We start from the raw sequence: 26,912 nt of genomic DNA, 5'->3' as shown, positions 1-26,912 counted from the left end.
GGGACGACAACTTCCTCGCATCAGTCCAGCTCGCTTCAATCCGCATCTGGTTGCGAAGTTATGAGTCGGTCACCTAGGCCACGGCAGTGATGGTATTGGGCTGGGCGACGATGAGCTGTCCGCCGCGGAGGCTGCGCAATGACCGAACGCCGCTCCCGCCCCCGTGGCAACCCCGGAAGCACCGCTGGCTATGGAATGTATGGAAACGAGCCTACGATGGTGGTGCGCATTCCTTGCTGCGCTTTGGAGGAGGTTCGGGCCGTGTGCGAAAAGTACCGGGTAAATCCGCGCCTTACGGCGTTTCAGGAGCCGGAGCCGGAAGCTTAAGTTGCGGCGGCGGTAGTGCTAGTTGTGGCTCTCTGAAAAGAAGCCGATAGCTTGCCCGAATTTCCGCGCTGATTTCCTTGTACTCATCACTGTTCACTTTGAACTTGTTTCGCTGGGCAATAAGCGCATCCATTCGCCGGGATTCGTTCTCAAAATCCAGCTCGCCAGAAACAACCTTCCGGCCTCGCGCGATCAACAGCGCGACGCCAAGCCCGAGAATAGCTCCGAAACCTGAAAGTGGCGCGGTTGCAGCACCCATAGCAACGAACGCAGATGCCAGCCATGGCGCACCGCCACCGATGCTTAGGCCGCACATGCCTATGATCACCTGTGAGCTGGAAAGGCTAACTTTCGTCGCCGCTCCATGGGCATCAGCGACCGCCTTAGCCGCTCTGGCGCTGGCGTCGCTTAGGCCCTTTTTAGCGCCATCGAGACTAGCCACCGGCCTTGGCCTCTCGAATGGCCTCGTTCGCTTCGATTATGGCCCTTTCCAACTCTAGCTCGGCTTTCATCAGCTCCAGCTCACGCGCTCTGCTCATGCTTCGGCGCCGAACGAACCAGAACAGCAGCATGGCGGAGAAAACTATTGCGAGCACAAGGCCGACCGTTGGGTTCCCGTCCTTGCGAAAAACCTCAGCTGCCGAAACGAGTGAAACACTCGCCAGAGCAACTGTGCCTATCATGGTTTCTTCGCCCATACTTCTAGTCTGCACTTCGGCAAACTTGCGCATATGGTCCTTTTGAAGCTGGGCAAACTGGATAGAGGCGCGAAGCTCTCCAATCTTTTCCGCTTGTTCTTCGGTGTATAACTTCTCGCCGTCGCCCATAGGAAATTGTCACCCCGATTTGGCGTCACCATACGGCAAACCGAGCCCGGCACGCAAAAGCACGCAACCGCGTGCACCTTACCGAAAAGGCCTGAAACGGCCCGCAATCCAGTGGATACCCCCGCACCCTGCTGTTCCCGGCCTATCAGTCACTTAGCCAAGGGCAAGCATGGTGTGGAGATAACGCATGTTTGAACTTCCTCTCCGGCCGGCCTCGCGGGGCCGGACTCGTTCTGACGGGGCCCATCGGGCAGTGTCGGGTTGATCCTACCGTTGAATCGGGCGAAAGCATCGCCTCTCCCGAACACAGTTCCAAGACGCAGCCGGCAGGACGGGCCATGACTTCAACGCAAGACGCAGCGGCCGGCGCGCCCGTCCGGGCGACTGCGGCCCAGATCGCACAGATCAAGCAGCGCGCCGCCATCCTCTCGGTGATGGCGACGCTGCTCCTGACCGGCGCCAAGATCGTCGGCGCGATCCTGTCCGGCTCGCTGGCGCTGCTCACCGACGCGCTGCAGGGACTGGTCGATGTCGGCTCGACGCTGTTCACCTGGTTTGCCGTGCGCGTCTCCGACATGCCTGCCGATGACGAACATCACTACGGCCACGGCAAGGTCGAGGCGCTGGCAGCGCTGGCCGAGACCGCGATCCTGTTCGCGCTGGCGGGCGCGATCCTCTGGGAAGCCGGCAACCGCCTGTGGACCGGGCTGATCGAGACCGTGCAGGTCACGCCGCTCGTCATCGGCATCATGCTGCTCTCGATGGTCGTCGACGCCATCCGCTGGCGCTCGCTCACGAAGGTGGCGAAGGAGACCGGCAGCGAGGCACTGGCTGCGGAGGCAACGCATTTCGCGGCCGATTTCGTCGGCTCCGCGCTGGTGCTGCTCGGGCTGATCGGTGTCTGGTACGGCATCGCGCGCGCCGACACGGTCGCCGCCTTCGCGATCGCCGCCTTCACCGCGCTATCGGCTTACAGGCTGGGGCGCCGCACCATCGACACGCTGCTCGACGCGGCGCCGCAAGGTGTCAGCGAGAAGCTGCGCGAGGCGGCCGAAGGAGTGCCCGGCATCGTCGCCGTCAACTGGCTCAAGGTCCGCCCGACCGGCGGGCGCGTCCATGGCGAGATCGGCATCAGCGTCTCGCGCACGCTGCCGCTGGAACGCGTGGCCGCGATCCGCGAGGCGCTCGGGGCCGAATTCGAGCGCATCGAGCCCGGCGCCGAGATCGCCGTGACGACCGATCCGGTGCAGGTCGACGACGAGACGGCGCTCGAACGCGTGCTGCTGATCGCGCTCAAGCTCAAGATCCCGGTCCATCACGTCACGGTGCACACGATCGGCCAGCGCCTGTCGGTCAGCCTCGACATGGAGGTGGATGCAAGGCTGCCGCTCGGCCAGGCGCATGAGATCGCCAGCCGCCTCGAAGCCGCGATCCGGGCCGAGTTCGGCGGCGAGACCGAGGTCGAGACGCATATCGAACCGATGGAGACCGAGACCCCACACGGCCATGACGCAGCCTGGGAGGCGGTCGAGGACATCGGCAAGGCGCTCGCCGCGGAAGCCGCCAGCCTCAACGGACCGGTCCATGACATCCACAGCGTCCGGGTGCGCCAGACGCCGAACGGGCTGGTTGTGAACTACCATTGCCGCGTCGATCCCGCACTCGACGTCGCCTCCGTCCACGCCGCGGTCGACCAGATCGAGCGCGCGGTACGGATCGCACGCCCGCAGGTCTGCCGCCTCGTGAGCCATGCCGAGCCGGCGATCCGCGCCATCTCGGGCTAACGACAAGCCCTACCCTTCCGACGCATCGTCAAGCTAGCTACAGACGAGCTACGTCGCCTAGTCTCGCCCGACACCTCGCTTGCCAGAGTTATCCATGCGCTCCGAAGATACGCCGCTGATCCGCCTCGAGGATTACCGCCCGTCCGACTGGCTGATCGACACGGTCGATCTCGACATCAGCCTGCATCCGACGAAAACGCGCGTGCGCTCTCTCCTGGGCCTGCGGCCCAACCCGGCCGGGCGACCGGGTGCGCCGCTTGTCCTCGACGGGGATGAACTGTCGCTGGTTTCCCTGCGCCTGGACGGCCTCCTGATCGACGAGACCGGCTACAGCGTCACCCCCCAGGGGCTGACGCTGCATGCGCCTCCGGCGCGGCGCTTCACGCTGCTGATCGACACCGAGCTCGACCCCTCCGCCAACACCAAGCTGATGGGGCTCTATCTCTCGTCGCGGGTCTACTGCACGCAATGCGAGGCCGACGGCTTCCGCCGGATCAGCTATTTCCTCGATCGCCCCGACGTGATGTCGGTCTATACCGTGCGGCTCGAGGCGACCAAGCTGATCGCGCCGGTGCTTCTGTCCAACGGCAATCTCGTCGCCGCCGGCGAGGTGCCGGGCGGAGAGCGCCATTTCGCCGTCTGGCACGACCCGCATCCCAAGCCGGCCTATCTGTTCGCTCTGGTCGGCGGCGCGCTCGACCATGTCCGCCAGGACTATGTCACGGCGGACGGCCGCAAGGTCGAGCTCGCGATCTATGTCGAGCCGGGCAAGGCCGGGCGCGCCGGCTGGGCGATGGACAGTCTGGTCCGCTGCATGCGCTGGGACGAGCGCGTCTTCGGGCGCAACTACGATCTCGACGTGTTCAACGTCGTCGCCGTCTCCGACTTCAACATGGGCGCGATGGAGAACAAGGGCCTCAACATCTTCAACGACAAGTATGTGCTGGCCGATCCGCAGACCGCGACCGACGGCGACTACGCCTCGATCGAGGCGATCATCGCGCATGAGTATTTCCACAACTGGACCGGCAACCGCATCACCTGCCGGGACTGGTTCCAGCTCTGCCTGAAGGAGGGCCTCACCGTCTTCCGCGACCAGGAGTTCTCGTCCGACGAGCGCTCGCGGCCGGTGAAGCGGATCGCCGATGTCCGTACCCTGCGCACGACCCAGTTCTCCGAGGATGCCGGGCCGCTGGCGCATCCGGTGCGGCCCCGCGCCTACAAGGAAATCAACAACTTCTACACGCCGACTGTCTATGAGAAGGGCGCGGAGGTGATCCGTATGCTCAAGATCCTGATCGGCGAGGACGCCTTCCGGGCCGGCATGGACCTCTATTTCGAACGCTGCGACGGCACGGCGGCGACGATCGAGGACTTCCTCGCCTGCTTCGCCAAGACCTCCGGCCGGGATCTGACGCAGTTCGCGCGCTGGTACGAGCAGTCGGGCACCCCGACGATCGTCGCCTCGGGCCGCTACGACGCCGCCGCCAGTAGCTACACGCTCGACCTCGCCCAGACGACGGCGCCGACGCCCGGCCAGTCCGAGAAGCAGCCGGTCGTGCTGCCCGTCGCGCTCGGCCTCGTCGGCAAGACCGGCGATCTGCCGCTCCGCACGGCATCGGCGGCCTATGCCGGCCAAGGGCTGATCGTGCTCGACCAGCCCTCGCTCTCGGTGACGTTCAGCGATGTGGACGAGCCGCCGATCCCCTCGCTGCTGCGCGGTTTCTCGGCGCCGGCGCGGCTCGAACTCGACCTCTCCGACGTGGACCTGCTGCGGCTGTTCTCGGCCGACAGCGATTCCTTCAACCGTTGGCAGGCCCTGCAGACGGTCGCGACCCGCGCCCTGGTGGCCGCCGGGCGCGAGCCCAGCCGGCACGACGCCCTCCTCGCCACCGCAGGCGAGCTCGCCGAGGCTCTGGGCGGCTTTCTGCAGACGCAGGCACCGGCCGACCCTGCCTTCGCGGCGCAGGTGCTGCGCCTGCCGGCCCAGTCCGACATCGCTCGCGAGATCGGCAGCAATGTCGATCCGGACGCGATCCACGCCGCGCATCGCGGGCTCTCGGCCCAGATCGGCCGCAGGCTTGGCCCGCATCTTCTCGACCTGCGCGACGTCCTCAACACCCAGGCCGCTTACAGCCCGGATGCTGCTTCGGCCGGCCGCCGCGCGCTGCGCAACGAGGCGCTCGGGCTGATCGCGCTCGCGACGCCGGAGGCGGGCGCGCGCCTCGCCACAGCGCAGTTCGCCGCCGCCGACAACCTGACGGACCGGCTGGCGGCGCTGGCTGCGATGACGCTGGTCCCGGGGGAGGCCCGCGAGGCGCTGATCGCCCGCTTCGCGCAGACCTATGCGGCCGAGCCGCTGGTTCTGGACAAGTGGCTGATGGCGCAGGCGCTGATCCCGGAGGCCGGCACGCTCGACCGTGTCAAGGCGCTGATGCAGCACCCGGCCTTCTCGCTCGGAAATCCCAACCGCGTGCGGGCCCTGATCGGCGGCTTTGCGGCCAACATGACCCAGTTCAACCGCCCCGACGGCGAGGGCTACGCCTTCGTCGCCGACATGGTGATCGCGCTCGACCGGACCAATCCGCAGGTGGCCTCGCGCCTGCTCGGTTCGTTCAAGAGCTGGCGCATGCTGGAACCCGCCCGGAAGGCGCTGGCGGAGGGCAAACTCGCCATGGTGGCGCAGACTCCGAACCTCTCGCGGGACGTCGCCGACATCGCCGAGCGGACCCTCGCCTGAAGACGTTAACGCGCGTCGGTCCGAAAGGTTAACGTTTCATTGCGCGCGCAGGATTCATCGGATCAGGCAACACAACCTCAGGATGAATTCGTCACCGGAGACTCAACTCAAAGCTAGACAAACGGACTCGCGCGGATTCAACTGAAACTGATTCGCGGGGATGCGGCACGTCTCCCGATCTACCACGGTAAAGTATCCGAAGGGGGACGGGCATGACGCGTGCCAACGCGAGCTGCGCAACTGTGCGCACGGATTCGATTCTGGGTGTAGCCAGGTCGCTGACGCACCCGCTCTACCAACGCTTCGAAAGCCTCGAACCCACATTCCGAACCGTCATTCCCGGCCTCGTCGCAGTGTTCGTGATCCTGCTCGCCGTCGGCGCCGCGATCCAGACCTCGGCCATGCGCGACGACGCCCTGCTGGACGCAAGCGGCGACATGGACCTGGTCTCGGCCCTGCTGGCCCGCGAGATCGACAGCGCCTCGCAGAAGGGCGTAGCGCCCGCCACCGCGCTGACGGCCCTCTCCTCCCGCCATCTCGCCGCCCATGGCCGCATCGTCCATGTCAGCGCGGAAGACGGCCATGTCGTCGCCAGCGAGCCGGCGATCGGCCAGACGCAGCGCACGCTTGTCGATTTCCTCGGCCCCACCCAACCGCTGACCGCTTTCGGTGATCGCGCCGGCGTGATGCGGATCACGCTGCCGGGTGGCACGGAGGTTCTCGCCAGCGTCCGCAACCTCGCCGCCCCCCTCGGCCAGGTCGCGGTGATGCAGCCGGTCTCGCGCGCGCTCTCGACCTGGCAACAGCGTCGCAGCGGCCTCGCGCTGCTCTTCGCGACCGCCGGCATCGTGCTGACCGCGATCACCATCGGCTTCATCGTGCAGTCGCGCCGGGCTCGCGCGGCCGACGAGGATTGCGACTGCGTCCGCGAGCGCATCGACACCGCGCTGAACCGCGGCCATTGCGGCCTGTGGGATTGGGACCTCGCCCGCGGCCGGATCTACTGGTCGGATTCGATGTACGCCATGCTCGGCTATGACCGCGCAGGGCAGTACATGTCCTTCGGCGAGGTCAGCGGCTTCATCCACCGCGACGACGTCGATCTCTATGCCCTGGCCGACGCGATCACCCGCGGCGAGGCGACCCATCTCGACCAGGAATTCCGCGTCCGCGACAGCGCCGGCAACTGGATCTGGCTCAAGGCCCGCGCCGAGCTCGTCACCGACCGGCGCACGCAGTCCCAGCATCTCGTCGGCATCGTCGTCGACATCTCCGAGCAGCGCCGCATGGCCGAGCGCACCGCCACCGCCGATGCCCGCCTGCGCGACGCCGTCGAGGCGATCTCGGAAGCCTTCGTGCTCTGGGACGCCGAAAACCGCCTCGTGCTCTGCAACGCCAAGTACCAGCAGCTTCACCAGCTCCCGGCCGAACTGGCCCAGGGCGGCGCCAGCCATGCCGAGATCATGTCGGCGAGCGCGCAGCCGAACATCGACCGCGATTCGATGCGGGCGCTGCGCAGCGTCGACGGCGCCTCGTCGCATGAGGCGCGCCTCTCGGATGGCCGCTGGCTCCAGATCAACGGTCGGCGCACCAAGGATGGCGGCTCTGTCTCGGTCGGCACCGACATCACCAAGCTGAAGCAGCAGGAAGAGCGGCTGACGCAGTCCGAGCACCAGCTCCTGATGCATGTCACCGACCTCAAGGCTTCGCGCCAGAAGCTGGAAGCGCAGGCCCAGCAGCTCGCCGACCTCGCCGAACGCTATCTCGAGCAAAAGGCGGCCGCCGAAAGCGCCAACCGCGCCAAGTCCGAATTCCTGGCCAATATGAGCCACGAGCTGCGCACGCCGCTCAACGCCATCATCGGCTTCTCCGAGATCATGCAGAACGGGCTGTTCGGCCCGCTCGGCGAGAAATACACCGACTACGTTCAGGACATCCGGTCCAGCGGCGGTTACCTGCTCGGGATCATCGACGACATCCTCAACATGTCGCGCCTCGAAGCCGGCAAGGTGAAGCTGGAGAAATCCGACGTCGCGCTCGGGCTCGTCATCGACGAGGTGGTGCGCAAGTCGCAGGACGAGATCGACCGCAAGCGCCTCGCGCTCTCCGTCGAGGGCACGAGCGACGCGCATCTCGAGGCCGACCCGCACGCGCTCTACCAGGTCCTCGGCAACCTCCTCGACAACGCCGTCAAGTTCACCCCGGAGGAAGGCCAGATCGCCATCCGCATCCGCCAGGTTCCGGGCGCGCTCAACATCTTCGTCGAGGATACCGGCATCGGTATTCCCAAGGAGAAGATCGACCGCATCGGCCGGCCCTTCGAGCAGGTCGAAGGCGATTTCACCCGCAGCTACCAGGGCTCGGGCCTCGGCCTCGCCATCGCCCGCTCGCTGACCGAGCTTCATGGCGGCTCGCTGCGCCTGCGCTCCGCCATCGGCGCCGGCACGATCGTCATGGTCCACCTGCCGCTCGACGGCCGCGCCAACAGCATCACCGCCCGGGCGGCATGACGCCGCCGCTCCGTCAACCGGCGCGGGCCGCCCCCAGAATCCGCGTGAAGATGGCCCGCACGCCTGCGCGCATCTCGTCGAGTTCGGCCCTCAATACCCTTGTGTCGGGCCGTCCGACGGCGGTCGCGATCCGGTTCATGACGCGGGCCGGAACAGCGGCGGGATCAAAGGCTTCCTCGACCGTGAAGCGCTGCCAGAGCTGAACATCCCCGATCAGCCGCACCGCCACCTCCAGCGCGGCCGCATCGGCCGGCGCCAGCAGTTCGGCGGCGCGGGCGGCAACGAAGACCGAGCCCGTGTCGCGGACCAGCAGGCCGGGATGGTCGCTGGAATAGGCGAGCACCAAGAACTGGGCGAGAAAGTCGAGATCGGTCAGGCCGCCGGCCGCGAGCTTGAGGTCCCAGGCGTTCTTCTCGCCCTTCTCCCTGGCGATCAGGGCCCGCATCTCGGCGACCGCCGTCGCCACCTTGGCGGGGCGGCGACGCCGCATCAGGATCGCGCGGATCGAGGCTTCCACGCGCTGCGCCAGTTCCGGGTCGCCGGCGACGACGCGGGCGCGGGTCAGCGCCATCTCCTCCCAGATCTCGGCCTCGCCGGCATGATAGGCCTCGAAGCCGGCGAACTGCGTCGCGGCCGGGCTCTTGTTGCCGGAGGGGCGCAGGCGCATGTCGACCTGGTAGAGCGTGCCGCGCCGCGTCGGCACGGTCAGCGCCGCGACGAGGCGCTGGGTGAAGCGGACATGCCAGGTGACAGGATCGAGGCTGCGGCGGCCATTGCTCGGTTCGGCGTCCTCCGGCCGGTCATAGAGCAGCATCAGGTCGAGATCGGAGGATGGCGTCAATTCGCCCGCGCCAAGCCGCCCCAGGCCGAGGACGACGCTTTGCGCGCCCGCGACGACGCCATGATCGGCGGCGAAGGCCTCGCGCGTATCGTCGTAGGCGACGCGCAGGCAGGCTTCCGCGACGGAGCAATAGGCCTGCGCCGCCGCCTGGGCAGGATAGACGCCGGAGAGGAGGCGCGCTCCGACCAGGAAGTTCTCCTGCCGGGCGGCGTCGCGGAGTCGGTCGAGCCCGTCCTCGACGCTCGGCGGCGGCGACCCGACGACGCTGCGGATACGGCGCACCAGCGCGTCGCAATCGAGCGAGGCTTGGCCGAAGGCCGGATCGATGACGCCGTCGAGAACATGGGGGTGGAGTTCCGCGACCTTTGCCAGGCGCGGCGCGCTGCCGAGGATTTCGGCGAAGAGCGTCAGCAGCGAGTCCTGCGAGCGCAACAGCGTCAGGAGTTCGACGGCCGCCGGCATTCGCACGAAGGCGTTGTCGAGATGGGCGAGCGCGCCGTCGGGATCGGCCGTGCGGCCGAGCGCGACCAGCAGGGCCGGCGTGAGTTCGGTCAGAACCTCGCGAGCGCGGGCGCTGGTGACGGCGGCGCGGCGGCCGAAATGCCAGCCGCGCACGGTTTCGGCCGCCGTCAGGGCGTTACGGAAGCCGAGCTTCTGCAGGGTCTCCAGCGTCGCCGGATCGGGCTCCGAGCCGGTGAAGCTGAGCGTCCCGGCTTCGGCCGCCAGGCTCGGCCCCTCCTCAAAGAGCAGGGCATAATGGCCCTCGACGCGCTTGGCATGGGCCGTCAGCGCCTTGCCGAAGGCTGCCGTCGAGGGATAGCCGCAGAAGCGGGCGAAGGCTTCCAGATCTCCCGCCGCCTTGGGCAGGGTCTGGGTCTGCTCGTCGTCGCGCATCTGGAGCCGATGCTCGATGGTGCGCAGCCAGCGATAGGATTCGGCCAGTTCGTCGCGGGCCTGGGGCGTGATCCAGCCCTCGCTCGTCAGCTCGCCCAGCATCTCCAACGTGCGTGGGCCGCGCAGGCTTGGCCGCCTGCCGCCGAAGACGAGTTGCTGCGTCTGCACGAAGAATTCGATCTCGCGGATGCCGCCGCGACCGAGCTTCACATTATGGCCCGCGACTGCAATCGTCTCGTGCCCCTTCACCGTTTGGATCTGGCGCTTCATCGCGTGGATGTCGGCGATCGTGGCGAAGTCGAAATATTTGCGCCAGATGAAGGGAGCGAGATCCTTGATGAAGCGCCGACCGAGCGCGATGTCGCCGGCGACGGGGCGCGCCTTGATCATCGCCGCGCGTTCCCAGTTCTGGCCGACGGTCTCGTAATAGGCATAGGCGCTCGGCAGAGCGACGGCGACATGGGTGGAGGCCGGGTCCGGCCGCAGGCGCAGGTCGACGCGGAAGACGTAGCCGTCCGGGGTGCGCTCCTGGATGATGCGCGCGATCTGCTGGGTCAGCCGGACATAGAAGCTCGTCGGCTCGGCGACGCCGGCGGCCTCAGCCACTTCGGGATCGAAGAAGACGACGATGTCGATGTCGGAGGAGTAGTTCAGCTCGCCCGCTCCATGCTTGCCGAGCGCCAGCACGACGAGGCCGGAGCCCTCCCCCGGGTTGGCCGGGTCGGCGAGGCGAATGCGCCCGAGCTCGGCCGCCTGCCTCAGGGCATGTTCACTCGCCAGCTTCACCGCGATGTCGGCGGTGGCCGTCAGCGCTGCCGTGACCGTCTCGACGTCCCAGACGCCACCGATGTCGGCGAGCGCAATCAGCAGCGCCATCGTCCGGCGGAAGCGGCGCAGCAGCCGCATCAGTTCGCTGCTCTCGGTCGCGGTCGCGCCCTGCTGGGCAATCTCAGCGAGCAGGGCGTCGCGATGAGCCTCGGGTGGGCTGGTCAGGCAGGCGAGCAAGCCGGCAGGGTCCTGCCGCATGATCTGCGTCAGGAAGGGCGCATGGGCGACGATGCCTGCGACGAGTTCGGCCGAGCGGGGATAGGCGGCGAAATGCGCGGTCAGCGCCTGCGCGGCCGCGTCGTCATGCAGGCGCTCGACCAGATCGCGCGTCAGGAGGGCCGCGGCGCGAGCCCGCACTGGGAGCACCGGCGCCGCCTCCAACCTGTCACAGAGCAGCCCGGCCATCGCGTATCCCCCAAGAGCACGCGCCGATCAAATTGCGCCGCAATATGATCGGATCACGCGTTCTCTACCAATAGTTTAGAGACCGATTCACCGATCAGGTTGAGACAATCTGATCGGATCCGGCTCTAGAGGGATGGCAAGCCAGCAGGGTTTGACGGTCCTGTCGAGGCAGGCAACACCGGTGGGGCCAAGGTGTCCACAGGCTTGGGTTCCTCAGGCAGGGAGGCAGCCGCCTCGCCACCGGCAGATGCAGGAGCGACCGCCGGCAGGGCAATGACGACGCGCAGGCCGGGCGCATTATCCTGCAGCCGCATCTGGCCGCCATGCAGGCGCACGACGCCGGCGGCGAGCGACAGGCCAAGGCCGAAGCCCGGCTTGCTGCGACTGGCATCGAGCCTGACGAAGCGGTCTAGCACGCGGGCGCGATCCTCTTCGGGAATCCCAGGGCCATGATCGGCGACGGAGAGCAGGACCTCGCCATCCGCCTGCCTGGCGGCGACCGTGACCAGCGCCTGCCCGCCCGCGGCCGGCCCGCCATATTTCAGCGCGTTGTCGATCAGGTTGGCGAGTGCCTGCCCAATCAACTCGCGATTGCCCTCGATGCGCAGCCCCGGCGACACCTCCGTGACCAGCGACAGGCCGGCCTCCTCGGCCAGCGGCTCGTAGAGCTCGGCCATGCCGGAGACGATCTCCGAGAGGTCGAGCCTGTCCATGCTGTCCTGAATGCGGCCGGTCTCGAGCCGGGCGATCATCAGCAGCGCGTTGAAGACGCGGATCAGATTGTCGGCCTCGTCGATCGAGCCGTCGAGCGCGGCACGCAGTTCGTCCGGCGATTTCGCCGTGCGCAAGGCCTCCTCGGCCCGGTTGCGCAGCCGGGTCAGCGGCGTCTTCAGGTCATGGGCGATATTGTCCGAAACCTGCTGCATGCCGGCCATCAGCTCGCCGATCCGCTCCAGCATGGCGTTGAGGTTCAGCGCCAGCCGGTCGAGTTCGTCGCCGGTGCCGGAGATCGCGAGCCGGCCCTTGAGATCTCCCGCCATGATCGACTGCGCCGTGCCGGTCATGTCGTCGATGCGCTTGAGGACGCGCCGCGCCACGAACCAGCTCGCAAAGCAGCCGAGCACGAAGACCAGCAGCAGCGACCAGCCCGCCGCGCGCCTGATGACGATGCCGAGCCTCTCGCGCTCCTCGACGTCGCGGCCGACCAGCAGGCGAAACCCGCCCGGCAGCATGAAGATGCGCACGATGGCGCGGCTCGGCTTATCCACCGCCTCGCTGGAGCGGGCATATTCGATCTCGGTCTCGCCCGGCCGATCCAGCGTCCCCGGCGGCAAGGCCTCGACATTGCCGACGATGCGTTCGCCCACCGGCGTGGTGACGAGATAGAGGGAGGCGCCGGGAGCACGCGAGCGACGCTCGATGACGCTGACGAGCCGCCTGATGCCGCCGAGCCGCTGCTGTTCGGCGAGGCCCTGGATCTCGGCATCGATGGTCGAGCGGATCTGGTCGTCGAGCAGACGCTTGGCGTTCCAGGCGACATAGCCGAGCAAGAGCCCGGCGAAGAGCGCGAAGACGACGAGATACACCGCCGTCAGCTTGAAGGCGGTGGTCCGGAAGAGGTTGGGCAGGAAGCGCTGCGCCTGTTTTGGCGCGATGGCTGCGCCCCCGGCCGGGGGCTCAGCGTGCCGTGTCACGGACCATGTATCCCGCGCCGCGAATGGTATGGATCATCGGGTGTTCGAAGCCCTTGTCGACCTTGGCGCGCAGGCGGCTGACATGCACGTCGATCACATTGGTCTGGGGGTCGAAGTGATAATCCCAGACATTCTCCAGCAGCATGGTGCGCGTCACCACCTGGCCGGCATGCTTCATCAGGTATTCGAGCAGGCGGAACTCGCGCGGCTGGAGCAGGATCTCGGTGCCGGCGCGCGTGACGCGATGGGCCAGGCGGTCGAGGTCGAGATCGCCGACGCGATAGGTCGTGGGTTCGGAGGCGGGCGCGCCACGGCGCCGGGCCAGAACCTCGACACGGGCGAGCAGTTCGGAAAAGGCATAGGGCTTGGGCAGATAGTCGTCGCCGCCGGCGCGCAGGCCCTTCACGCGGTCGTCGACCTGCGCAAGCGCCGACAGGATCAGCGCCGGCGTCGCGTCATTCTGCTCGCGCAGCGAGCGGATCAGCGAGAGGCCGTCGAGGCGCGGCAGCATGCGGTCGACGACGAGCACGTCGTAGCCGCCGCCCTCGGCCATCGCATAGCCTTCCAGGCCATCGCCGGCATGGTCGGCGACATGGCCGGCCTCGCGAAAGGCCTTGGTCAGATAGGCCGCAGCCTCGGCATCATCTTCGACGATCAGGAGTCGCATGACCTAGCTCTAGCCCGGAAAACGCAAAAACGGCAGGCCGGAGGATACGCATCCGGCCTGCCGCGGTGAAGGCTGGTCCCCTGGCTGGGGGCGACAGACTGCCAGGAGAGCGCAGGCCTTGCCTGATCAGGCCGCCGGCTGGCGGCCGACCTCGAAGCTGATGTCGCGCTCCTTGCCGTCGCGCCAGACCGTGATCTTGGCCTTGGTGCCCGGCGCATACTTGGCGATCTTGCGCGACAGGTCGCGGGCGTCCTTGATCTGCTCGCCATCGACCGAGATGATCGTGTCGCCACGCTTGATACCGGCCTTGGCGGCGGGACCATCCTTCTCGGCGGCGGCGACCAGCGCGCCATGGGCGTTCTTCAGGCCGATCGCGTCGGCGACTTCGCCGGTCACCGGCTGGATCTGGACGCCGATGAAGCCGCGCGAGACCTTGCCGTCCTTCTTCAGGGCTTCGACGACCTGCTCGACGGTCGCGGCGGGGACCGCGAAGGCGATGCCGACATTGCCGCCGGACGGCGAGTAGATCGCGGTGTTCACGCCGACGACCTCACCCTTCTGGTTGAAGGTCGGGCCACCCGAATTGCCACGGTTCACGGCAGCGTCGATCTGCAGGAAGTCGTCATAGGGACCCGAGCCGATGTCCCTCCCTTGCGCCGAGACGATGCCCGCCGTCACGGTGCCGCCCAGACCAAAGGGGTTGCCGACCGCCAGGACCCAGTCGCCGATGCGGGGCTTGCCCGAAGCGAGCTGGACGAAGGGGTAGCTTCCGCTCTCGGTGACCTTGAGCAGGGCCAGATCGGTGCGCGGATCGGTGCCGATGACCTTGGCGTTCAGGGCCTTGCCGTCGTCGGTGACGAGCTGGACCTCGGACGCCTTGTCGACGACGTGGTTGTTGGTCACCACATAGCCGTCTTGGCTGACGAAGAAGCCCGAGCCCTGGGACATGGCCTGGGGAGCCCGCGGGCGCTCCGGACGCATGCCGCGCATCTGGCCCTGCTGCTGCTCGAAGAAGCGGCGCAGGCCGGGCGGCAGGTCGTCCAGGCTGCCCTGGTCGTCGTCCATCTCGCCGGCGACCTTCTGCTTGACGCGGACGGAGACGACGGCGGGCTTCACCTTCTCCACCATGTCGGCGAAGGAGGGAAGATTGGTCTGGACGCCCGAGAGCTGGATCGGCTGGGCGAAGGCGGGGTGGTCGAACTTCAGCGCGCCATCGGCGAGGCCGGCCGCCAGGCCGATGCCCAGCGTCGCAGCGCCGGCGAGCAGCGCGCCGCGCTTCAGGATGGACCGCGAAGGGGTTTTGGTGGTCGTCATGGTTCTAAACCTCGAAACGATCGGCAGGGCCTTCCCTGCTCGTGACGAGGACCATGACGGAGACCGTGTTACGCCGGCTTCGCCCGAAGATGACGATTTCGTAAGGTATCGATTTGTTTCTGCCCGCTCCGGCGGAACCGCTCAGGGCGCGTCGTCGCCGAGCAGCCGCTCGACCTGGCGGCGCTCTTCTTCGGAGAGCGCCGCGGCGCTCGCGGGCGCGGCCATCGCCCTGCCCCGGCGCCACATGAAGCCGAGTGCCACCAGGAGAATCAGGAAGGGTGCGGCCCAGAGCAGCGCCGTCCTGACGTCGAAGGGCGGGCGCAGCAGGACGAAGTCACCATAGCGCGCCACGATGAATTCGCGCACCGCGCGGTCGCTGTCGCCAGCGACGAGCCGCTCGCGCACGAGTACGCGCAGGTCCTTGGCGAGCGGCGCATCGGAATCGTCGATCGACTGGTTCTGGCAGACCAGGCAGCGCAGCTCGGAGGAGATCGCGCGGGCGCGCTGCTCCATCGCGGCATCCGGCAGGATCTCGCCGGGCTGGACCGCGACAGCCGGGCCGGCCGTGGCAAGGCCGAGCATGAGGGCAAGGACGAAGCGAGGCATAGTGGCAGGACGCATCGCGCTCACTCCGCCGGCTGCGCCGCGACAGACTGCGGCATGGCGCGCCTCGGCGCGGCCAGCCGGAAGCGCCGGTCGGTCAGCGAGAGCGCGCCGCCGAAGGCCATCACGACGGCGCCGATCCAGATCAGCAGGATCAGCGGCTTGTCGTAGAGCCTGACCGCGATGGCGCCATCGCCCTGCGGCTCGCCCAGTGCGATATAGGCCTGGCTCAGCCCGTCGGTGCGGATACCGGCCTCGCTCGTCGGCATGGAGCGCGCCGTGTAGACGCGCTTGGCGGCCTCGACGGGGGCAAGTTCGCGGCTTCCCGAGAAGATCTGGAAGCGCGCCACCTCGGCGCGGAAATTCGGCCCGCTGCGCGGCAGGGCGGATTCCAGCACGACCGTATAGCGGCCGCTGGTCAGGCGCTCGCCGGGCTTGAGAACGCCGATCGTCTCAGTGCTCCAGACCGCGGCCGCGATGCCGATCACGCTCAGGCCGACGCCGGCATGGGCAAGGGCCGTGCCCCAGGCCGAGCGCGGCAGGCCCTTCGCCCGCGAGAGCATCGCCGGCCAGCCGCTGGCACGCGCCACGATGCGCTCGCCCAGGTCGAAGATCGCACCCGCGACGAGGAACACGCCGAGGCCGATGCCGAGCGGCGCCAGCACCGGGCCGCCCCAGGACCAGGCGACCAGAGCCAGCGCGGCGAGTATGGCGAGGCCGAAGGCCGCGAGGTTGCGCTGGGCGGCGCCGAGCAGGTCGCCGCGCTTCCAGGCGAGCGACTGGCCGAGCGGCAGGATCAGCAGCAGCGGCACCAGCACGGGAACGAAGGTGGCGTTGAAGAAGGGCGGACCGACCGAGATCTTGTCCCCGGTCACCATCTCCAGCACGAGCGGATAGAGCGTGCCGATGAAGACGGTGGCGCAGGCGGTGGCGATGAAGACGTTGTTGACGACGAGCGCGCCCTCCCGCGACACCGGCGCGAAGAGGCCGCCCTGCCGCAGGAGCGGCGCGCGCCAGGCGAACAGGGCAAGCGATCCGCCGACGAAGAAGACCAGGATGCCGAGGATGAACATCCCGCGCGAGGGGTCGCTGGCGAAGGAATGGACAGAGGTCAGCACGCCGGAGCGGACGATGAAGGTGCCGAGCAGCGAGAGCGAGAAGGTCAGGATCGCGAGCAGGATCGTCCAGACCTTGAGCGCGTCGCGCTTCTCCATCACCACCGTCGAATGGATCAGCGCGGTGCCGGCGAGCCAGGGCATCAGCGAGGCGTTCTCGACCGGGTCCCAGAACCACCAGCCACCCCAGCCCAGTTCATAATAGGCCCAGTAGGAGCCCATCGCGATGCCGAGCGTCAGGAAGACCCAGGCGAGCAGGGTCCAGGGCCGGACGGCGCGGGCCCAGACGGCATCGATGCGCCCGTCGATCAGCGCGGCGACGGCGAAGGCGTAGGTGATGGAGAAGCCGACATAGCCGACATAAAGCAGCGGCGGATGGATCGCGAGGCCGAGATCCTGCAGGATCGGGTTGAGATCCTGCCCGTCGGCCGGGGCCGGCACCATGCGCCGGAACGGATTCGAGGTCAGCAGGGTGAAGGCCAGGAAGGCGACCGTGACCATCCCCTGTGCCGCCAGCGTCCCAGCCCGCAGCCTGACCGGCAGGGAATGCCTGGACAAGGCGACCAGCGCGCCGAACAGCGTCAGGATCAGCACCCAGAGCAGCATCGAGCCTTCGTGGTTGCCCCAGACCGAGGTGAATTTGTAGATCAGGGGCTGCGTCGAATGAGAGTTCGCGACGACGTTCTCGACAGAGAAATCGGAGCGCACATAGGATGCGACCAAGGCGGCGAAGGACAGCGCCACCAGCAGGAAGCAGGCGATGGCAGCCGCCGAGCCGACGCTGGCCAAAGCCCTGTCGTGCCGCAGCACGCCCCAGAGCGGCACCAGCGCCTGGACCACGGCGACGCCGAGCGCCAGGGCCAGCGCGAAATGCCCGATCTCGACGATCATGCGCGCCTCACTGGGAAACCTGCGGGGCTGGCTTGGCTTGCGGCGCTGCGGCGGGCTGCGATGCGGGCTCAGCACCGGGTTGCCAATGGCCCTGCTTCTTCAGCGCATCGGCGACTTCGCGCGGCATATAGGTCTCGTCATGCTTGGCGAGGACGGAGTCGGCGCGGAACTGGCCGGCGCCCTGGAAGACGCCTTCGGTGACGACGCCCTGGCCCTCGCGGAAGAGATCCGGCAGCAGCCCCTCATAGCTGACCTTGATCGCAGTGCGGCTGTCGGTGACAGAGAACACCACGCGCTGGCCGGGACCGCGTGTGACGGAGCCGGCCTCGACCAGCCCGCCGAGGCGCATGCGGGTGCCGGGCGCGACGCCCTTCTCCGCGATCTCGGTCGGTCCGTAGAAAAAGACGATCGTGTCGCGCAGCGCGAAGAGGACGAGCCCGGCGGCCAGGCACAAAACCGCACCGGCCGCGCCGATTAACATGAGCCGCCGCTGTTTACGGGTCATTCGGCGCTTCGGGGCAACCGCGCGCGAAGGCTCGGCGGCGGTCATGGCGCGGTTCCCTTCAGCGAGAGTTCGTTTGCGAGCGCATCCAGCGCAGCCAGGGCCGACTCGTCCTGAGCCAGACGCTCACGCGCCGTGGCAAAGGCGGCCTGCGCCGCTGCCTTGTCGCCGAGGACCGCCTGCGAACGGATGAGCCGCAGCCATTCCGGCAACGTCCCTCCCCCCTCCTTGAGGCGCTCGGCGAGGCCGTCGACCATCGCGCGGATCGCGGTCTCCCTATCGGCCGGAGCCAGGGCGGTGATCGCATTGCCGGCGGAATCGTCGTCCAGCCGCTCGAGCCTCTGCCGGACAGCTTGCGTCCAGGGCGCATCGGGGGGCGCATCGCCGAGCAGTTCGCGCAGCGCGGCGATGGCGCCTGGCGCATCGCCATCCTGCTCCTTGCCGATGGCGAGGAAAAAGCGGGCGCGGGGATTCCTCGGATCGAGCCGAAGCGCTTCCGCCATGCTTTCACGGGCCGCAGCCGTTACGACACCGCCGGCGGCGAGCGTGCGGGCCTCACCCAGCCCGGCATGGGCCTCGGAACTCGCCTCGCCATGGCGGATCGCCGAGGCGAAGGCGCTCGCCGCATCGTCGTAGCGCCCCTGGCGCATATAGACCGGCGCGATGACGGACCAGCCCTTGGCGTCGGACGGATTGTTGGCGAGATGTGTCTCGATCCGCGACAGTGCCAGCGCGAAGTCCTGGCGCGAAGGATCGGCCTGAAGCCTCGCGGCGAGCGGCTGGTCGGGATGTCCCGGGGAGCCATAGGCGCCATAGACCAGGAGCGCGAGCAACGGCACGCAGGACAGCGCCAGCGCGGAACTCGCCCGGCGCCGGCGCAGCGACGATTCGGTCTCCCCGGCGGGCCCGGCTTCGTCGCCCGATGCGCGCAGCAGTCGTCGCGCTGCTTCAGCGCGCGCGGCTTCCGCTTCGGTCGGCCCGATCAATCGGCGCGCAAGATCGCGCTCGATTTCGCCGAGCTGGGCGCGGTAAAGGCTGGTGGCGTCGGCCGCATCGGCGAAAGCGGCTACCCGGCCATGGCTGAGCGGCCAGAGCAGGGCGAAGATCGCCGCCCCTGTCATGACCGCGAAGATGATCCAGATCAGCATCGGACGCTCTTAGCCAAAATCAGGCTCCGCATCATGTCGGAAGATGGCGACAAAGGGTCACGCGCGACCACATCGCGCAGACAAATAGACATGGCTCAGACGGAAGGCAGCGCGAGACGGACGCGCAGGCCCCCGAGCGGCGAGCGCTGCAGCGAGATTTCGCCGCCATAGAGCTTGGCGAGGTCGCCCACGATCGACAGACCGAGGCCCGAGCCCGGCGTGGCCTCGTCGAGACGGCGGCCGCGCTTGAGGACATCCGCCATGGCTTCATCGGGCAGGCCCGGCCCGTCATCGTCGATGAGCAGGGTAATCCGGCCGGGCGTGTCGTCATCGCGCTTGTCGATCGAGACTTCGACGGTGGACTCGGCCCATTTGAAGGCGTTGTCGAGGAGATTGCCGAGCATCTCCTCGAAATCCTGCTTCTCGCCCCGGAAGCGAGCCCGTGCTGGCACATTATGACGGCCGGCGATGCCCTTGCCCTGCGAGATCTTGGAGAAGGTGCGGATCAAGGCGTCCAGCGACGGCGCGATCTCGGTGACACCGCCGAGCGCGCCGGAGAGTGCGGCCGCGCGGGCACGGTCGAGATAGTACTGGACCTGATCGCGCATGATCGCGGCCTGCGCCTTGACCGTCTGGGGCAGATGCGGGTCGCCCGACTCGGCCTCGTTCAGCATCACGCTGAGCGGGGTCTTGAGGGCATGAGCGAGATTGCCGACCTGCGTGCGTGCGCGATCGAGGATTTCGTGATTGGCGTCGATGAGCTGATTGAGCTCGCCGGCCAGCGGCGCGAGATCGGGCGGATAGCGGCCGACGATGCGCGGCGTCTCGCCGGTGCGGACCATCCCGACGGCGGCTCCCAGGCGCACGAGCGGGCGCAGGCCGAACCGGACCTGGATGATCGTCGAGGCAACCAGCGCCAAGCCGAGCAGGACGAAGGTCATGGTCAGCGCCAGGCGGAAATCGCGGATATCGGCGTCGATCTCGTCGGAGGGAGCAGCGACCGCGACCGAGAAGCGGCCGTCCTCGCCGACATCGATCTCACGCTCGAGAATGCGCAGCGAACGGTCGTCCGGCCCGGAGATATAGCTTTCGCGCAGGCCGCGGGCATTGGGCACGATCGGCTGGTCGAGCAGCTTGGGCAGCTGCCCGCCGACGAGGGAGCGCGAGGCGCGGATGCTCGGCCGCTCTCCGTCGAGCCGGATGATCTGCCAGTACCAGCCCGACAGGGGCAGATCGAAGCGCGGCTCGCCGAGATCGCCGATCGCCTGGCGTTCGGTCTCGGGAGGGGCGGCGAGATCGGCGATAAGCTCCTTGATGTAGACACTCAGGCGTTCATCGAAGCCGCGCTCGGCCGAACGTCGGTAGAAGGTGGTCAGGCCGAAACCGGCGAGGATCAGCACCAGCGCACAACAGATCGCCGCCGAGAGGAAGAGCCGCGCGCCGAGCGAATAGCGATGCGACCGGAACGGCATCGCCCGGGATCAGACCTTTTCGGGCGCGGCGGCGATATAGCCGAGGCCGCGAACGGTCTCGATGACGTCGACGCCGAGCTTTTTGCGCAGCCGGCCGACAAAGACCTCGATCGTGTTGGAATCGCGGTCGAAATCCTGGTCGTAGAGATGCTCGACCAGCTCGGTGCGCGAAACGACGCGGCCCTGATGATGCATCAGATAGGCCAGCAGACGGTATTCGTGCGAGGTCAGCTTGACCGGGTTGCCGTCGACGACGACCCGGCTCGCGCGCGTGTCGAGCCGGACCGGGCCGCAGACGAGTTCGGAGGTGGCGTGACCGGCAGCGCGGCGCAGGAGCGCCCGCACCCGCGCCAGCAGTTCCTCGACATGGAACGGCTTGGTGACATAGTCGTCGGCGCCGGCATCGAAGCCCGCGACCTTGTCGCTCCAGCGGTCACGGGCGGTGAGGATGAGGACCGGCATGGTCTTGGCCGCGCGGCGCCAGCCCTGGAGCACGGCGACGCCGTCGACCTTGGGCAGGCCGAGGTCGAGGATCACCGCGTCATAGGGTTCTGTCTCTCCGAGATAGAGCCCCTCCTCGCCGTCAAAAGCCTTGTCGACGGCGTAGCCGGCGTTTTCCAGCGCGGTGACGATCTGGCGGTTGAGGTCCTTGTCGTCCTCGACGACGAGCAGTCTCACGGTGGGTCAGCTCCTGTTGGCGATGGTCCGGCGGATTCCGATCAGCGAATCGTGCCGACCTTGCCCGACTGTCCTTCGAGCGTCACGCGGGCGACGCGCCCGTCGCGCTTCAGCGTCGTCACCACATAGACATAGTCTTCGCCCTGCCGGCAAAGCCGGATGCGAACGACCTCGCCCGGTGCGGCCTGGCGCGCATGTCGAGAGGCCTGCGCGGGCTGGATGACGCGCCCTTCGGCGACGACGTCGCGCGTCTCATCGGCCGACAGGCAGGAAATCGGATCCTGACTGTCGATCTGGACGATCGGCAGCGGCGTCGCCAGCAAGGCAAGGGCAAAGATGGGTTCGACGGGCATCATCGACATGGGCTAATCCCGCACGCGTGAACGCGTCATGAATGCCGCGCACCACTCGACTATGTCAGCGCACGGGGACGTGTCCAAGCCATTCATCGCCGCGCCCGGCCACAGTGCTGATCTGAGCGATCACAATTTCGATTTCGGCCTGCAAGGTGCCGAAATCGGCCAGTTCGAGAGCCTCCGGATACGACCATGCGGCAGCGGCCGTCGTCGTGCTGCGCAAGACGACGCCGCCATCCAGAATGGAAATCTCGTATAGTTCCCTGTCCTCCCCAAGGGGTACCTCGGCCAGATCCCAGGAATCGCCGTCGATACGTGTGCGCCTGATCCAATCTATTTCGATACCCCCCGCCCCGCGCCGGGCACGCGGATGCACGGGCGGCAAGGGTTTCAGCGCCTGGCTGCCGATCGTGGCCGTCAGCTCGGCCATCGAAGGATCGCCGACATCGCGCTGGACCGGGCCGATGCGGTAGCGCTCCTCCCGTCCGAGATCGCCGAGATCGCTGGTCAGGGCGACGGCGGCGTCGTCGAGCACGACGATGCGGGCGCCGATCGGCAGGCTGCGCCCGGCTTCCCGCTCCGAGCCGCCGAGGCCGCGAATCAGGCCGGACAGCCGGAAGCGCTGCGGGCCGATCAGCTCGACATGGGAGACGGTCACGATCTCGACCGTCCCGGCCTCGTCGAGCAAAGCGAGCGCATTGGCTCCGGCGAGCGCGGCCTCGGGCGAGACCGAGGATAGCACGCCGCCTCGCAGACGGACATCGAGCGAAGCGCGCATATCCGTGCGCCAGACCGGCCCGGGCGACAGGACGGTGAGCGTTTCGCCGACGATCGAGGGAGCCTCGACCAGGCGCAGCAGCTCAAACTGGCCGGCGCCATCGGCTTGCCAGACCGAGAGCGCCCCCGGCCAGGGCGAAGCGAAGGCGGCGAGCGACAGAAGCGGCGGCGGCTGGGTTCGCACGATCGGCAAGGCGAGCGGTATGACCAGCGGCCTGCCGGGCAGCGCGGGCGCGCTGCGTGGCGGCCTGGGCAGGCTCGGGACGCCGCTGGTTCGATAGATCGCCGGCTCGACGGCACGTGCGCTCGCCCTGCGGGTCGGCCCGTCATCAGTCCGGGTCAGGCGGAAAAGCCGCTCGGCGCCACCGACCGGAAGAGCGACGACATCGCCCGGCTCCAGATCGACGCAACGTGGCGAAAGCTCGATCCGCAGTGTTTCGCGCCCGGCCCAGACCTCCTGGAGGCGCTGATCGGCGAGGCGTTGGCCCTCCGCCGGTCGGGTGACAATCGCCGTCTCGATGCCGATCTCGCGCCGCGCCGCACCGGCCAGCCGGCGCGAGCGGGACGTAGCGGTGCGATAGTCGCTCTCGCCGTCGCTGAAGCCGAGCCGCAACTCGAGCGGGAGTTCGCTTTCCTGCGAGCGACGCAGCTCGAAGGGCTGGTCGTCGCGATCGAAGATCCAGTCGTCATCCGAGAGAACCCGCGCGACGCTGCCCGCACGCCCGCGAAAGGCCAGACGGCCTGCACTCATCGTCGCGTCGAAGCCGAAGATCTGGCCCAGCGGTTCGAGCGCCTGCCGGGCCGAGAGCGGCCGGTCGAGCACATAACCGTCGAGAAACCCGTCGACGGAGATGGCGTCGGCCACCGGCAGGCCGAAATCAGACAGGATGCGGCGCAACAGCCGGTCGACGGGCATGCCCTCGATACGGCCGTTGAGCCAATGGCCGGTGTCGTAGCTCGCACCATCGGCCCAGATACCGCCGAGATCGGGAAAGGCTGGAAACGGCCGCGCGTCATAGCTCCAGACGAAGATGCTGGCAGGGTCGATCATGCGGATGCCGGTCACCGGGTGCATCGGATTGCGGGCGGCCACGAAGCCTTCGCACGCCGGATCGAAACCGGAGATGATCGCCTCCAGCCCACGCGCCTGCGCCAGATCGTCACGCGCACCGCTGGAGAAATGCGGATAGCCGCTTTCGGCCGATTTCGCGTCGGGGAAGACATTGGGAGCGTTTGCCCCCTTGTCGACGGCCGGCACGCCGATCTCCGTCAGCCAGATCGGCTTTGCTCCTGGGACGAAGGCGGTCGCGATCGTCTCGACGCCGCCAACGCGCTCGACATGGGGCTGGCCCCACCAGCCGACGAGATCCTTTGGCCGGAACACCCAAGGCTTGCCATAGGCGCCATCCGTGATCGGCAGGCGCTCCTGAGCGAGGCGCCCGGCCTCATCGGCATAGTACCAGTCATAGGCTTCGCCGGAATTCAGCCGGGCGCGAAGATAGCCGAGATCGTTCGGTCCACTGGCGATGCCCGTATCGGCGTGGTCGCTGGTGTCGCGCCAGTCCGAGAGGGGCGGATAGAAGTCGATGCCGATCGCGCCGACAGCCGGCGAGGCCCAGAGCGGATCGAGTGGAAAGGCGACGTCCAGCCCATCATTGCGGACATGCGCGCCATACTCCGTCCAGTCGGCCGCATAGGTCAGCGTGGCCGAGGGCAGCAGCGCCCTGACCTCGCCGGCCAGATCCACGAGCCCGTCCACCATCGGATAGCCCGCCGCCCCGCGAACCCGCGTGAGGCCGGGCATTTCCGACCCGAGCACGAAGCCGCCGACCCCGCCCGCCAGTTGGGCGAGCATGGCGTAGTGCAGGATGAAGCGGCGATAGCTCCACTCGTCCGGGCTGGCGCAAGCGATCTGCTCTCCAACAGCGGACATGTCCGCCGCAGACACCGTGCCCAGAAAGGCCGCGACCTGCTCCTCGGCGGCCGCGCTGCCATCGACGCTGACGGGGCTACCCGGCGCCGGAATGCAGGTGATGCGACCGCGCCAGGGATAATGCGGCTGGCCGGCGGCCCCGGTCTCCGGGTCGGGCAGAGCATTGCCGGCCGGGATGTCCATCATCACGAACGGGTAGAGCACGACATCGAGGCCGTAATCGTCGCGCAGGCGCCGGATCAGCCGGATCACGCTGGCGTCCGACGGCGTGCCGCCGAAGGCCGGCCGGCCACCGGCCTCGCTGACGACGCGCGCCGTGGTCCGATCCAGCCCCGCGACCGACCACTCCTCACCAATGGTCGGCTTGTGGGCGATCTCGACGCGCGGAGCGAGCGTGCAGGAGCCGGCCCGCAGATCGTCCCCGAACCAGGCGACGACGAGCGAGACCCGCCGCAGGCTGGGGCAGAGCGCGACGAGATGGCCGATCGCCGTATCGACATCGGAACCGCCATAGAGCTGGTGGCGGCTCAGGCTCTCGGTCACGCCGGGTTCCGGCTCGTGGCTGACCGCATGCAATTCATAGACGAACTCGCTCGCGCCCGGGATCAGCGTCACGGCCCGGATCATCTGGTTGAGGCCATCGACGGCGCGCACGACCTCGAAGGCGAATTGCGGCACGCGGTTGCCGTAATCGGCCAACGGGAAGCGTTCGAACACGACATAGGCGAGGCCGCGATAGGCCGGGGCGGCACCGGCCTCTTTGGCGGCTATGAGCGGATCGGGCTCCTGCGCGTCATGGCCGTGATGAACGCGCATGCTGACGGCCGTGACATCCAGCTCGCGGCCATCGACCCAGATGCGCCGGACGAACGCGATCGGCCCCTCGCACAGGCCGATCGCGAGATTGGCGAAATAGCTATAGGTCGTCTCGACGGTTTTCTGCTTCGGACTGCCCTTGCCACCGCTCTTGGTGCGGGTGACGGAGACCTTGATCTCCTCCTCGAAGCGCGTCGCCCAGATCAACTGCCCGCCGATGCGGGCGCGGCCATAGACGCGGGGGATCGCCGCGCCCTCGCTGGAGGCCAGGCCGTCGATCTCGGTCAGGCGTGGGCCCTCGACGCTGCGCGTGCCCCCCGAGCCGCCGAGGAAGGTCTGATCGATGCGGGCGCCGGCGATGCCGCCGATCGCCTGACCGATGACGGCGCCAATTGGCCCGCCCAACGCTGTGCCGAGCGCGCTGCCCGCAACCTGCAGAAGAAGCGTCGCCATCAGTCGGTGACCCCCGGAAAGGAAAAGGTGTGGCTCTGATGCCGCCGCCACCAGGGCGAAAAGGCGACTTCGCTGACCTGCGCACCGTCATGGGCATGGAGGATGCGATCGGGTGTCGTGAGGATGGCGCAATGCTTGGCGGGGAGATGGTCCCGCCAGCGAAACAACAGGACATCGCCCGGCCTCTCCGTGCCTCGGGCAACCGGCGACAGATGCCGCAGCGCCGCCTCCGCGAGCGTCTCCACCCCCAGGCTTTCGGCCCAGCTCTGTGAATAGGGCGGAGGCGCTTCCGGCTCGTCGCCATAGAGGTCGCGCCAGACGCCGCGCACCAGCCCGAGGCAATCGCAGCCGACCCCGCGCAGCGAAGCCTGATGATGATAGGGCGTGCCGAGCCAGTGCCGGGCCGCGGCGACGATGTCGGCTCGCGAGACGGCGCCGCTCATCGGAACAGGCTCCCGCCGTCGAGCGCACCGTCGCCCGGCCGGACGCCGCCGATGATGAAGTCGTTGCCGGGGATATGCGGGAAGCCGCGGAAGTTGACGCCATTACCGAACTTCGCCCGGCAGGTGGCGAAACTCTTGTCGCAGCCGGGAGAGACGGTGAAGCCATCGCCGGCGGCGATCGGCGCCGGCGGCACCTGCCAGAGCTGGAGCGAGACGAGCCCGCCAGCAGCGCCGTGGCGCTTCACTTCTGTGGCGAAGCCGATATTGGCGCCGCTCGTGAAGATCAGGCGGCCGCCGTTGAAATGCCCGTCAGCGAAGCCAGCCAGCGCCGGCGCGGTCAGCCCGAGACGGCCGTCGCTCGATGCCACGGTTGCGGTGATCGTCGCCAGGACGACGCCGCAGCGCGCGTCGCCAAGATCGGCCGCGCAGGAGCGCATGTAAAGCCGGCCGCGCTCCTCGTCGAACGCCTTGGCGAGCCCCCTCACCTCGGCAGTGAAGCCATGGTCGCCGCGCCCGATCTCGCCGACGAAGCCGGTCTCCAGCAGGATGCGTTGCGAGACGTCAGACCAGTTCACCAGCCAGATCGAGACGCGGGCATCGTCATAGAGGCCGCGCGCCAGATCGGCCTCGTTGAGACCCGCGGCGAGCAGCGCGCCCGACACCTCTCCGCCGCCGATCGCGAAGCCGAGTTCGGCGGCGCTCTCGGCCGCCTCCAAGCCGGTCGCGGCGGCGAAGGCAACGCCGTCGAAGGAGATCGGCTCGTCATGATCGGTGAAGCCGAGCACGGCGCCGTCGCGCCGCGTCAGGCTCCAGCAGCGGCACAGCGTCGTTGCCCCCTGGGCCAGATGCTCAGCCAGAGCTTCGGGAATCTCACGCATCGCGATGTCCTTCCGG

Annotated in this window: 19 protein-coding genes; 3 read left to right on the top strand and 16 right to left on the bottom strand. The window is 68.0% G+C overall.

Features of this window, described 5'->3' with window-relative positions; all coding sequences use genetic code 11:
* Window positions 1-292: 292 nt before the first annotated feature.
* Window positions 293-769 carry a hypothetical protein gene (locus AC1RMY_RS13850; protein WP_492865294.1) on the bottom strand — a complete coding sequence of 159 codons (477 nt, stop codon included), beginning with the start codon at window positions 767-769 and terminating at the stop codon, window positions 293-295.
* Window positions 762-1,154, bottom strand: coding sequence for a hypothetical protein (locus AC1RMY_RS13845; protein WP_492865292.1), 393 nt, complete (start codon window positions 1,152-1,154; stop codon window positions 762-764). The genes AC1RMY_RS13850 and AC1RMY_RS13845 overlap by 8 nt, the downstream gene beginning before the upstream one ends.
* Window positions 1,155-1,492: 338 nt before the next feature.
* On the opposite strand from AC1RMY_RS13845, the gene AC1RMY_RS13840 reads away from it, so the two are divergent.
* The 3 genes from AC1RMY_RS13840 (at window position 1,493) to AC1RMY_RS13830 (ending at window position 8,188) form a co-directional block, all read left to right on the top strand.
* Complete coding sequence (locus AC1RMY_RS13840) at window positions 1,493-2,938, top strand: cation diffusion facilitator family transporter (protein ID WP_492865290.1); 1,446 nt, start codon at window positions 1,493-1,495, stop codon at window positions 2,936-2,938.
* A 94-nt stretch (window positions 2,939-3,032) separates the two neighbouring features.
* The gene (gene pepN, locus AC1RMY_RS13835; protein WP_492865289.1) at window positions 3,033-5,678 is read left to right on the top strand and encodes an aminopeptidase N; all 2,646 of its coding nucleotides are present in this window, start codon (window positions 3,033-3,035) and stop codon (window positions 5,676-5,678) included.
* Between the two features lie 212 nt (window positions 5,679-5,890).
* On the top strand, window positions 5,891-8,188 hold the full coding sequence (locus tag AC1RMY_RS13830; RefSeq protein WP_492865287.1) for a PAS domain-containing sensor histidine kinase: 2,298 nt from the start codon (window positions 5,891-5,893) through the stop codon (window positions 8,186-8,188).
* 13 nt (window positions 8,189-8,201) lie between these two features.
* On the opposite strand, the gene AC1RMY_RS13825 is transcribed toward AC1RMY_RS13830, so the two are convergent.
* The 14 genes from AC1RMY_RS13825 to AC1RMY_RS13760 all read right to left on the bottom strand — a co-directional run bounded on the left by AC1RMY_RS13825 (window position 8,202) and on the right by AC1RMY_RS13760 (window position 26,896).
* Window positions 8,202-11,156 (bottom strand): bifunctional [glutamine synthetase] adenylyltransferase/[glutamine synthetase]-adenylyl-L-tyrosine phosphorylase, encoded by a 2,955-nt coding sequence (locus AC1RMY_RS13825; protein ID WP_492865285.1) that lies wholly within the window; start codon window positions 11,154-11,156, stop codon window positions 8,202-8,204.
* A gap of 125 nt (window positions 11,157-11,281) precedes the next feature.
* Entirely contained in the window at window positions 11,282-12,811 is a 1,530-nt protein-coding gene (locus AC1RMY_RS13820; RefSeq protein WP_492865328.1) for a HAMP domain-containing sensor histidine kinase, read from the bottom strand.
* A 22-nt stretch (window positions 12,812-12,833) separates the two neighbouring features.
* Window positions 12,834-13,517, bottom strand: coding sequence for a winged helix-turn-helix domain-containing protein (locus tag AC1RMY_RS13815; RefSeq protein WP_492865283.1), 684 nt, complete (start codon window positions 13,515-13,517; stop codon window positions 12,834-12,836).
* A 126-nt stretch (window positions 13,518-13,643) separates the two neighbouring features.
* Entirely contained in the window at window positions 13,644-14,831 is a 1,188-nt protein-coding gene (locus AC1RMY_RS13810) for a Do family serine endopeptidase (RefSeq protein ID WP_492865281.1), read from the bottom strand.
* A 141-nt stretch (window positions 14,832-14,972) separates the two neighbouring features.
* A complete protein-coding gene (locus AC1RMY_RS13805; protein WP_492865326.1) occupies window positions 14,973-15,437 on the bottom strand; it encodes a cytochrome c-type biogenesis protein in 465 nt (154 codons plus the stop codon).
* Between the two features lie 20 nt (window positions 15,438-15,457).
* On the bottom strand, window positions 15,458-17,440 hold the full coding sequence (locus AC1RMY_RS13800; protein WP_492865280.1) for a heme lyase CcmF/NrfE family subunit: 1,983 nt from the start codon (window positions 17,438-17,440) through the stop codon (window positions 15,458-15,460).
* 7 nt (window positions 17,441-17,447) lie between these two features.
* The gene (ccmE, locus tag AC1RMY_RS13795; RefSeq protein ID WP_492865279.1) at window positions 17,448-17,945 is read right to left on the bottom strand and encodes a cytochrome c maturation protein CcmE; all 498 of its coding nucleotides are present in this window, start codon (window positions 17,943-17,945) and stop codon (window positions 17,448-17,450) included.
* Between the two features lie 41 nt (window positions 17,946-17,986).
* On the bottom strand, window positions 17,987-19,090 hold the full coding sequence (ccmI, locus tag AC1RMY_RS13790; RefSeq protein WP_492865278.1) for a c-type cytochrome biogenesis protein CcmI: 1,104 nt from the start codon (window positions 19,088-19,090) through the stop codon (window positions 17,987-17,989).
* A gap of 95 nt (window positions 19,091-19,185) precedes the next feature.
* A complete protein-coding gene (locus AC1RMY_RS13785) occupies window positions 19,186-20,562 on the bottom strand; it encodes an ATP-binding protein (protein WP_492865277.1) in 1,377 nt (458 codons plus the stop codon).
* A 9-nt stretch (window positions 20,563-20,571) separates the two neighbouring features.
* Window positions 20,572-21,240, bottom strand: coding sequence for a response regulator transcription factor (locus tag AC1RMY_RS13780; RefSeq protein ID WP_492865276.1), 669 nt, complete (start codon window positions 21,238-21,240; stop codon window positions 20,572-20,574).
* A 41-nt stretch (window positions 21,241-21,281) separates the two neighbouring features.
* Complete coding sequence (locus AC1RMY_RS13775; protein WP_492865275.1) at window positions 21,282-21,602, bottom strand: PepSY domain-containing protein; 321 nt, start codon at window positions 21,600-21,602, stop codon at window positions 21,282-21,284.
* 55 nt (window positions 21,603-21,657) lie between these two features.
* Window positions 21,658-25,575 (bottom strand): baseplate multidomain protein megatron, encoded by a 3,918-nt coding sequence (locus AC1RMY_RS13770; RefSeq protein ID WP_492865274.1) that lies wholly within the window; start codon window positions 25,573-25,575, stop codon window positions 21,658-21,660.
* Window positions 25,575-26,018, bottom strand: a complete 444-nt coding sequence (locus AC1RMY_RS13765; protein ID WP_492865273.1) for an NlpC/P60 family protein — start codon at window positions 26,016-26,018, stop codon at window positions 25,575-25,577. The genes AC1RMY_RS13770 and AC1RMY_RS13765 overlap by 1 nt, the downstream gene beginning before the upstream one ends.
* Window positions 26,015-26,896, bottom strand: coding sequence for a phage/gene transfer agent baseplate hub protein (locus AC1RMY_RS13760; protein WP_492865272.1), 882 nt, complete (start codon window positions 26,894-26,896; stop codon window positions 26,015-26,017). Before AC1RMY_RS13760 ends, AC1RMY_RS13765 begins: the two co-directional genes overlap by 4 nt.
* Between the last annotated feature and the right edge of the window lie 16 nt (window positions 26,897-26,912).

This window comes from Allobosea sp. GW822-FHT03F07 (genome assembly GCF_058801345.1).
The sequence above is the reverse complement of the archived record's forward strand: the minus strand, read 5'-3'. Positions and strand labels throughout refer to the sequence as shown.

Excerpts from the sequence above, each read along its gene's own strand:
- AC1RMY_RS13805 (WP_492865326.1), bottom strand. The coding sequence starts at position 15,437 with ATGCCTCGCTTCGTCCTTGCCCTCATGCTCGGCCTTGCCACGGCCGGC.
- ccmE (WP_492865279.1), bottom strand. The coding sequence starts at position 17,945 with ATGACCCGTAAACAGCGGCGGCTCATGTTAATCGGCGCGGCCGGTGCG.
- AC1RMY_RS13825 (WP_492865285.1), bottom strand. The coding sequence starts at position 11,156 with ATGGCCGGGCTGCTCTGTGACAGGTTGGAGGCGGCGCCGGTGCTCCCA.
- AC1RMY_RS13815 (WP_492865283.1), bottom strand. The coding sequence starts at position 13,517 with ATGCGACTCCTGATCGTCGAAGATGATGCCGAGGCTGCGGCCTATCTG.
- AC1RMY_RS13845 (WP_492865292.1), bottom strand. The coding sequence starts at position 1,154 with ATGGGCGACGGCGAGAAGTTATACACCGAAGAACAAGCGGAAAAGATT.
- pepN (WP_492865289.1), top strand. The coding sequence starts at position 3,033 with ATGCGCTCCGAAGATACGCCGCTGATCCGCCTCGAGGATTACCGCCCG.
- AC1RMY_RS13775 (WP_492865275.1), bottom strand. The coding sequence starts at position 21,602 with ATGTCGATGATGCCCGTCGAACCCATCTTTGCCCTTGCCTTGCTGGCG.
- AC1RMY_RS13760 (WP_492865272.1), bottom strand. The coding sequence starts at position 26,896 with ATGCGTGAGATTCCCGAAGCTCTGGCTGAGCATCTGGCCCAGGGGGCA.
- ccmI (WP_492865278.1), bottom strand. The coding sequence starts at position 19,090 with ATGCTGATCTGGATCATCTTCGCGGTCATGACAGGGGCGGCGATCTTC.
- AC1RMY_RS13830 (WP_492865287.1), top strand. The coding sequence starts at position 5,891 with ATGACGCGTGCCAACGCGAGCTGCGCAACTGTGCGCACGGATTCGATT.
- AC1RMY_RS13785 (WP_492865277.1), bottom strand. The coding sequence starts at position 20,562 with ATGCCGTTCCGGTCGCATCGCTATTCGCTCGGCGCGCGGCTCTTCCTC.
- AC1RMY_RS13810 (WP_492865281.1), bottom strand. The coding sequence starts at position 14,831 with ATGACGACCACCAAAACCCCTTCGCGGTCCATCCTGAAGCGCGGCGCG.
- AC1RMY_RS13800 (WP_492865280.1), bottom strand. The coding sequence starts at position 17,440 with ATGATCGTCGAGATCGGGCATTTCGCGCTGGCCCTGGCGCTCGGCGTC.
- AC1RMY_RS13765 (WP_492865273.1), bottom strand. The coding sequence starts at position 26,018 with ATGAGCGGCGCCGTCTCGCGAGCCGACATCGTCGCCGCGGCCCGGCAC.
- AC1RMY_RS13840 (WP_492865290.1), top strand. The coding sequence starts at position 1,493 with ATGACTTCAACGCAAGACGCAGCGGCCGGCGCGCCCGTCCGGGCGACT.
- AC1RMY_RS13770 (WP_492865274.1), bottom strand. The coding sequence starts at position 25,575 with ATGGCGACGCTTCTTCTGCAGGTTGCGGGCAGCGCGCTCGGCACAGCG.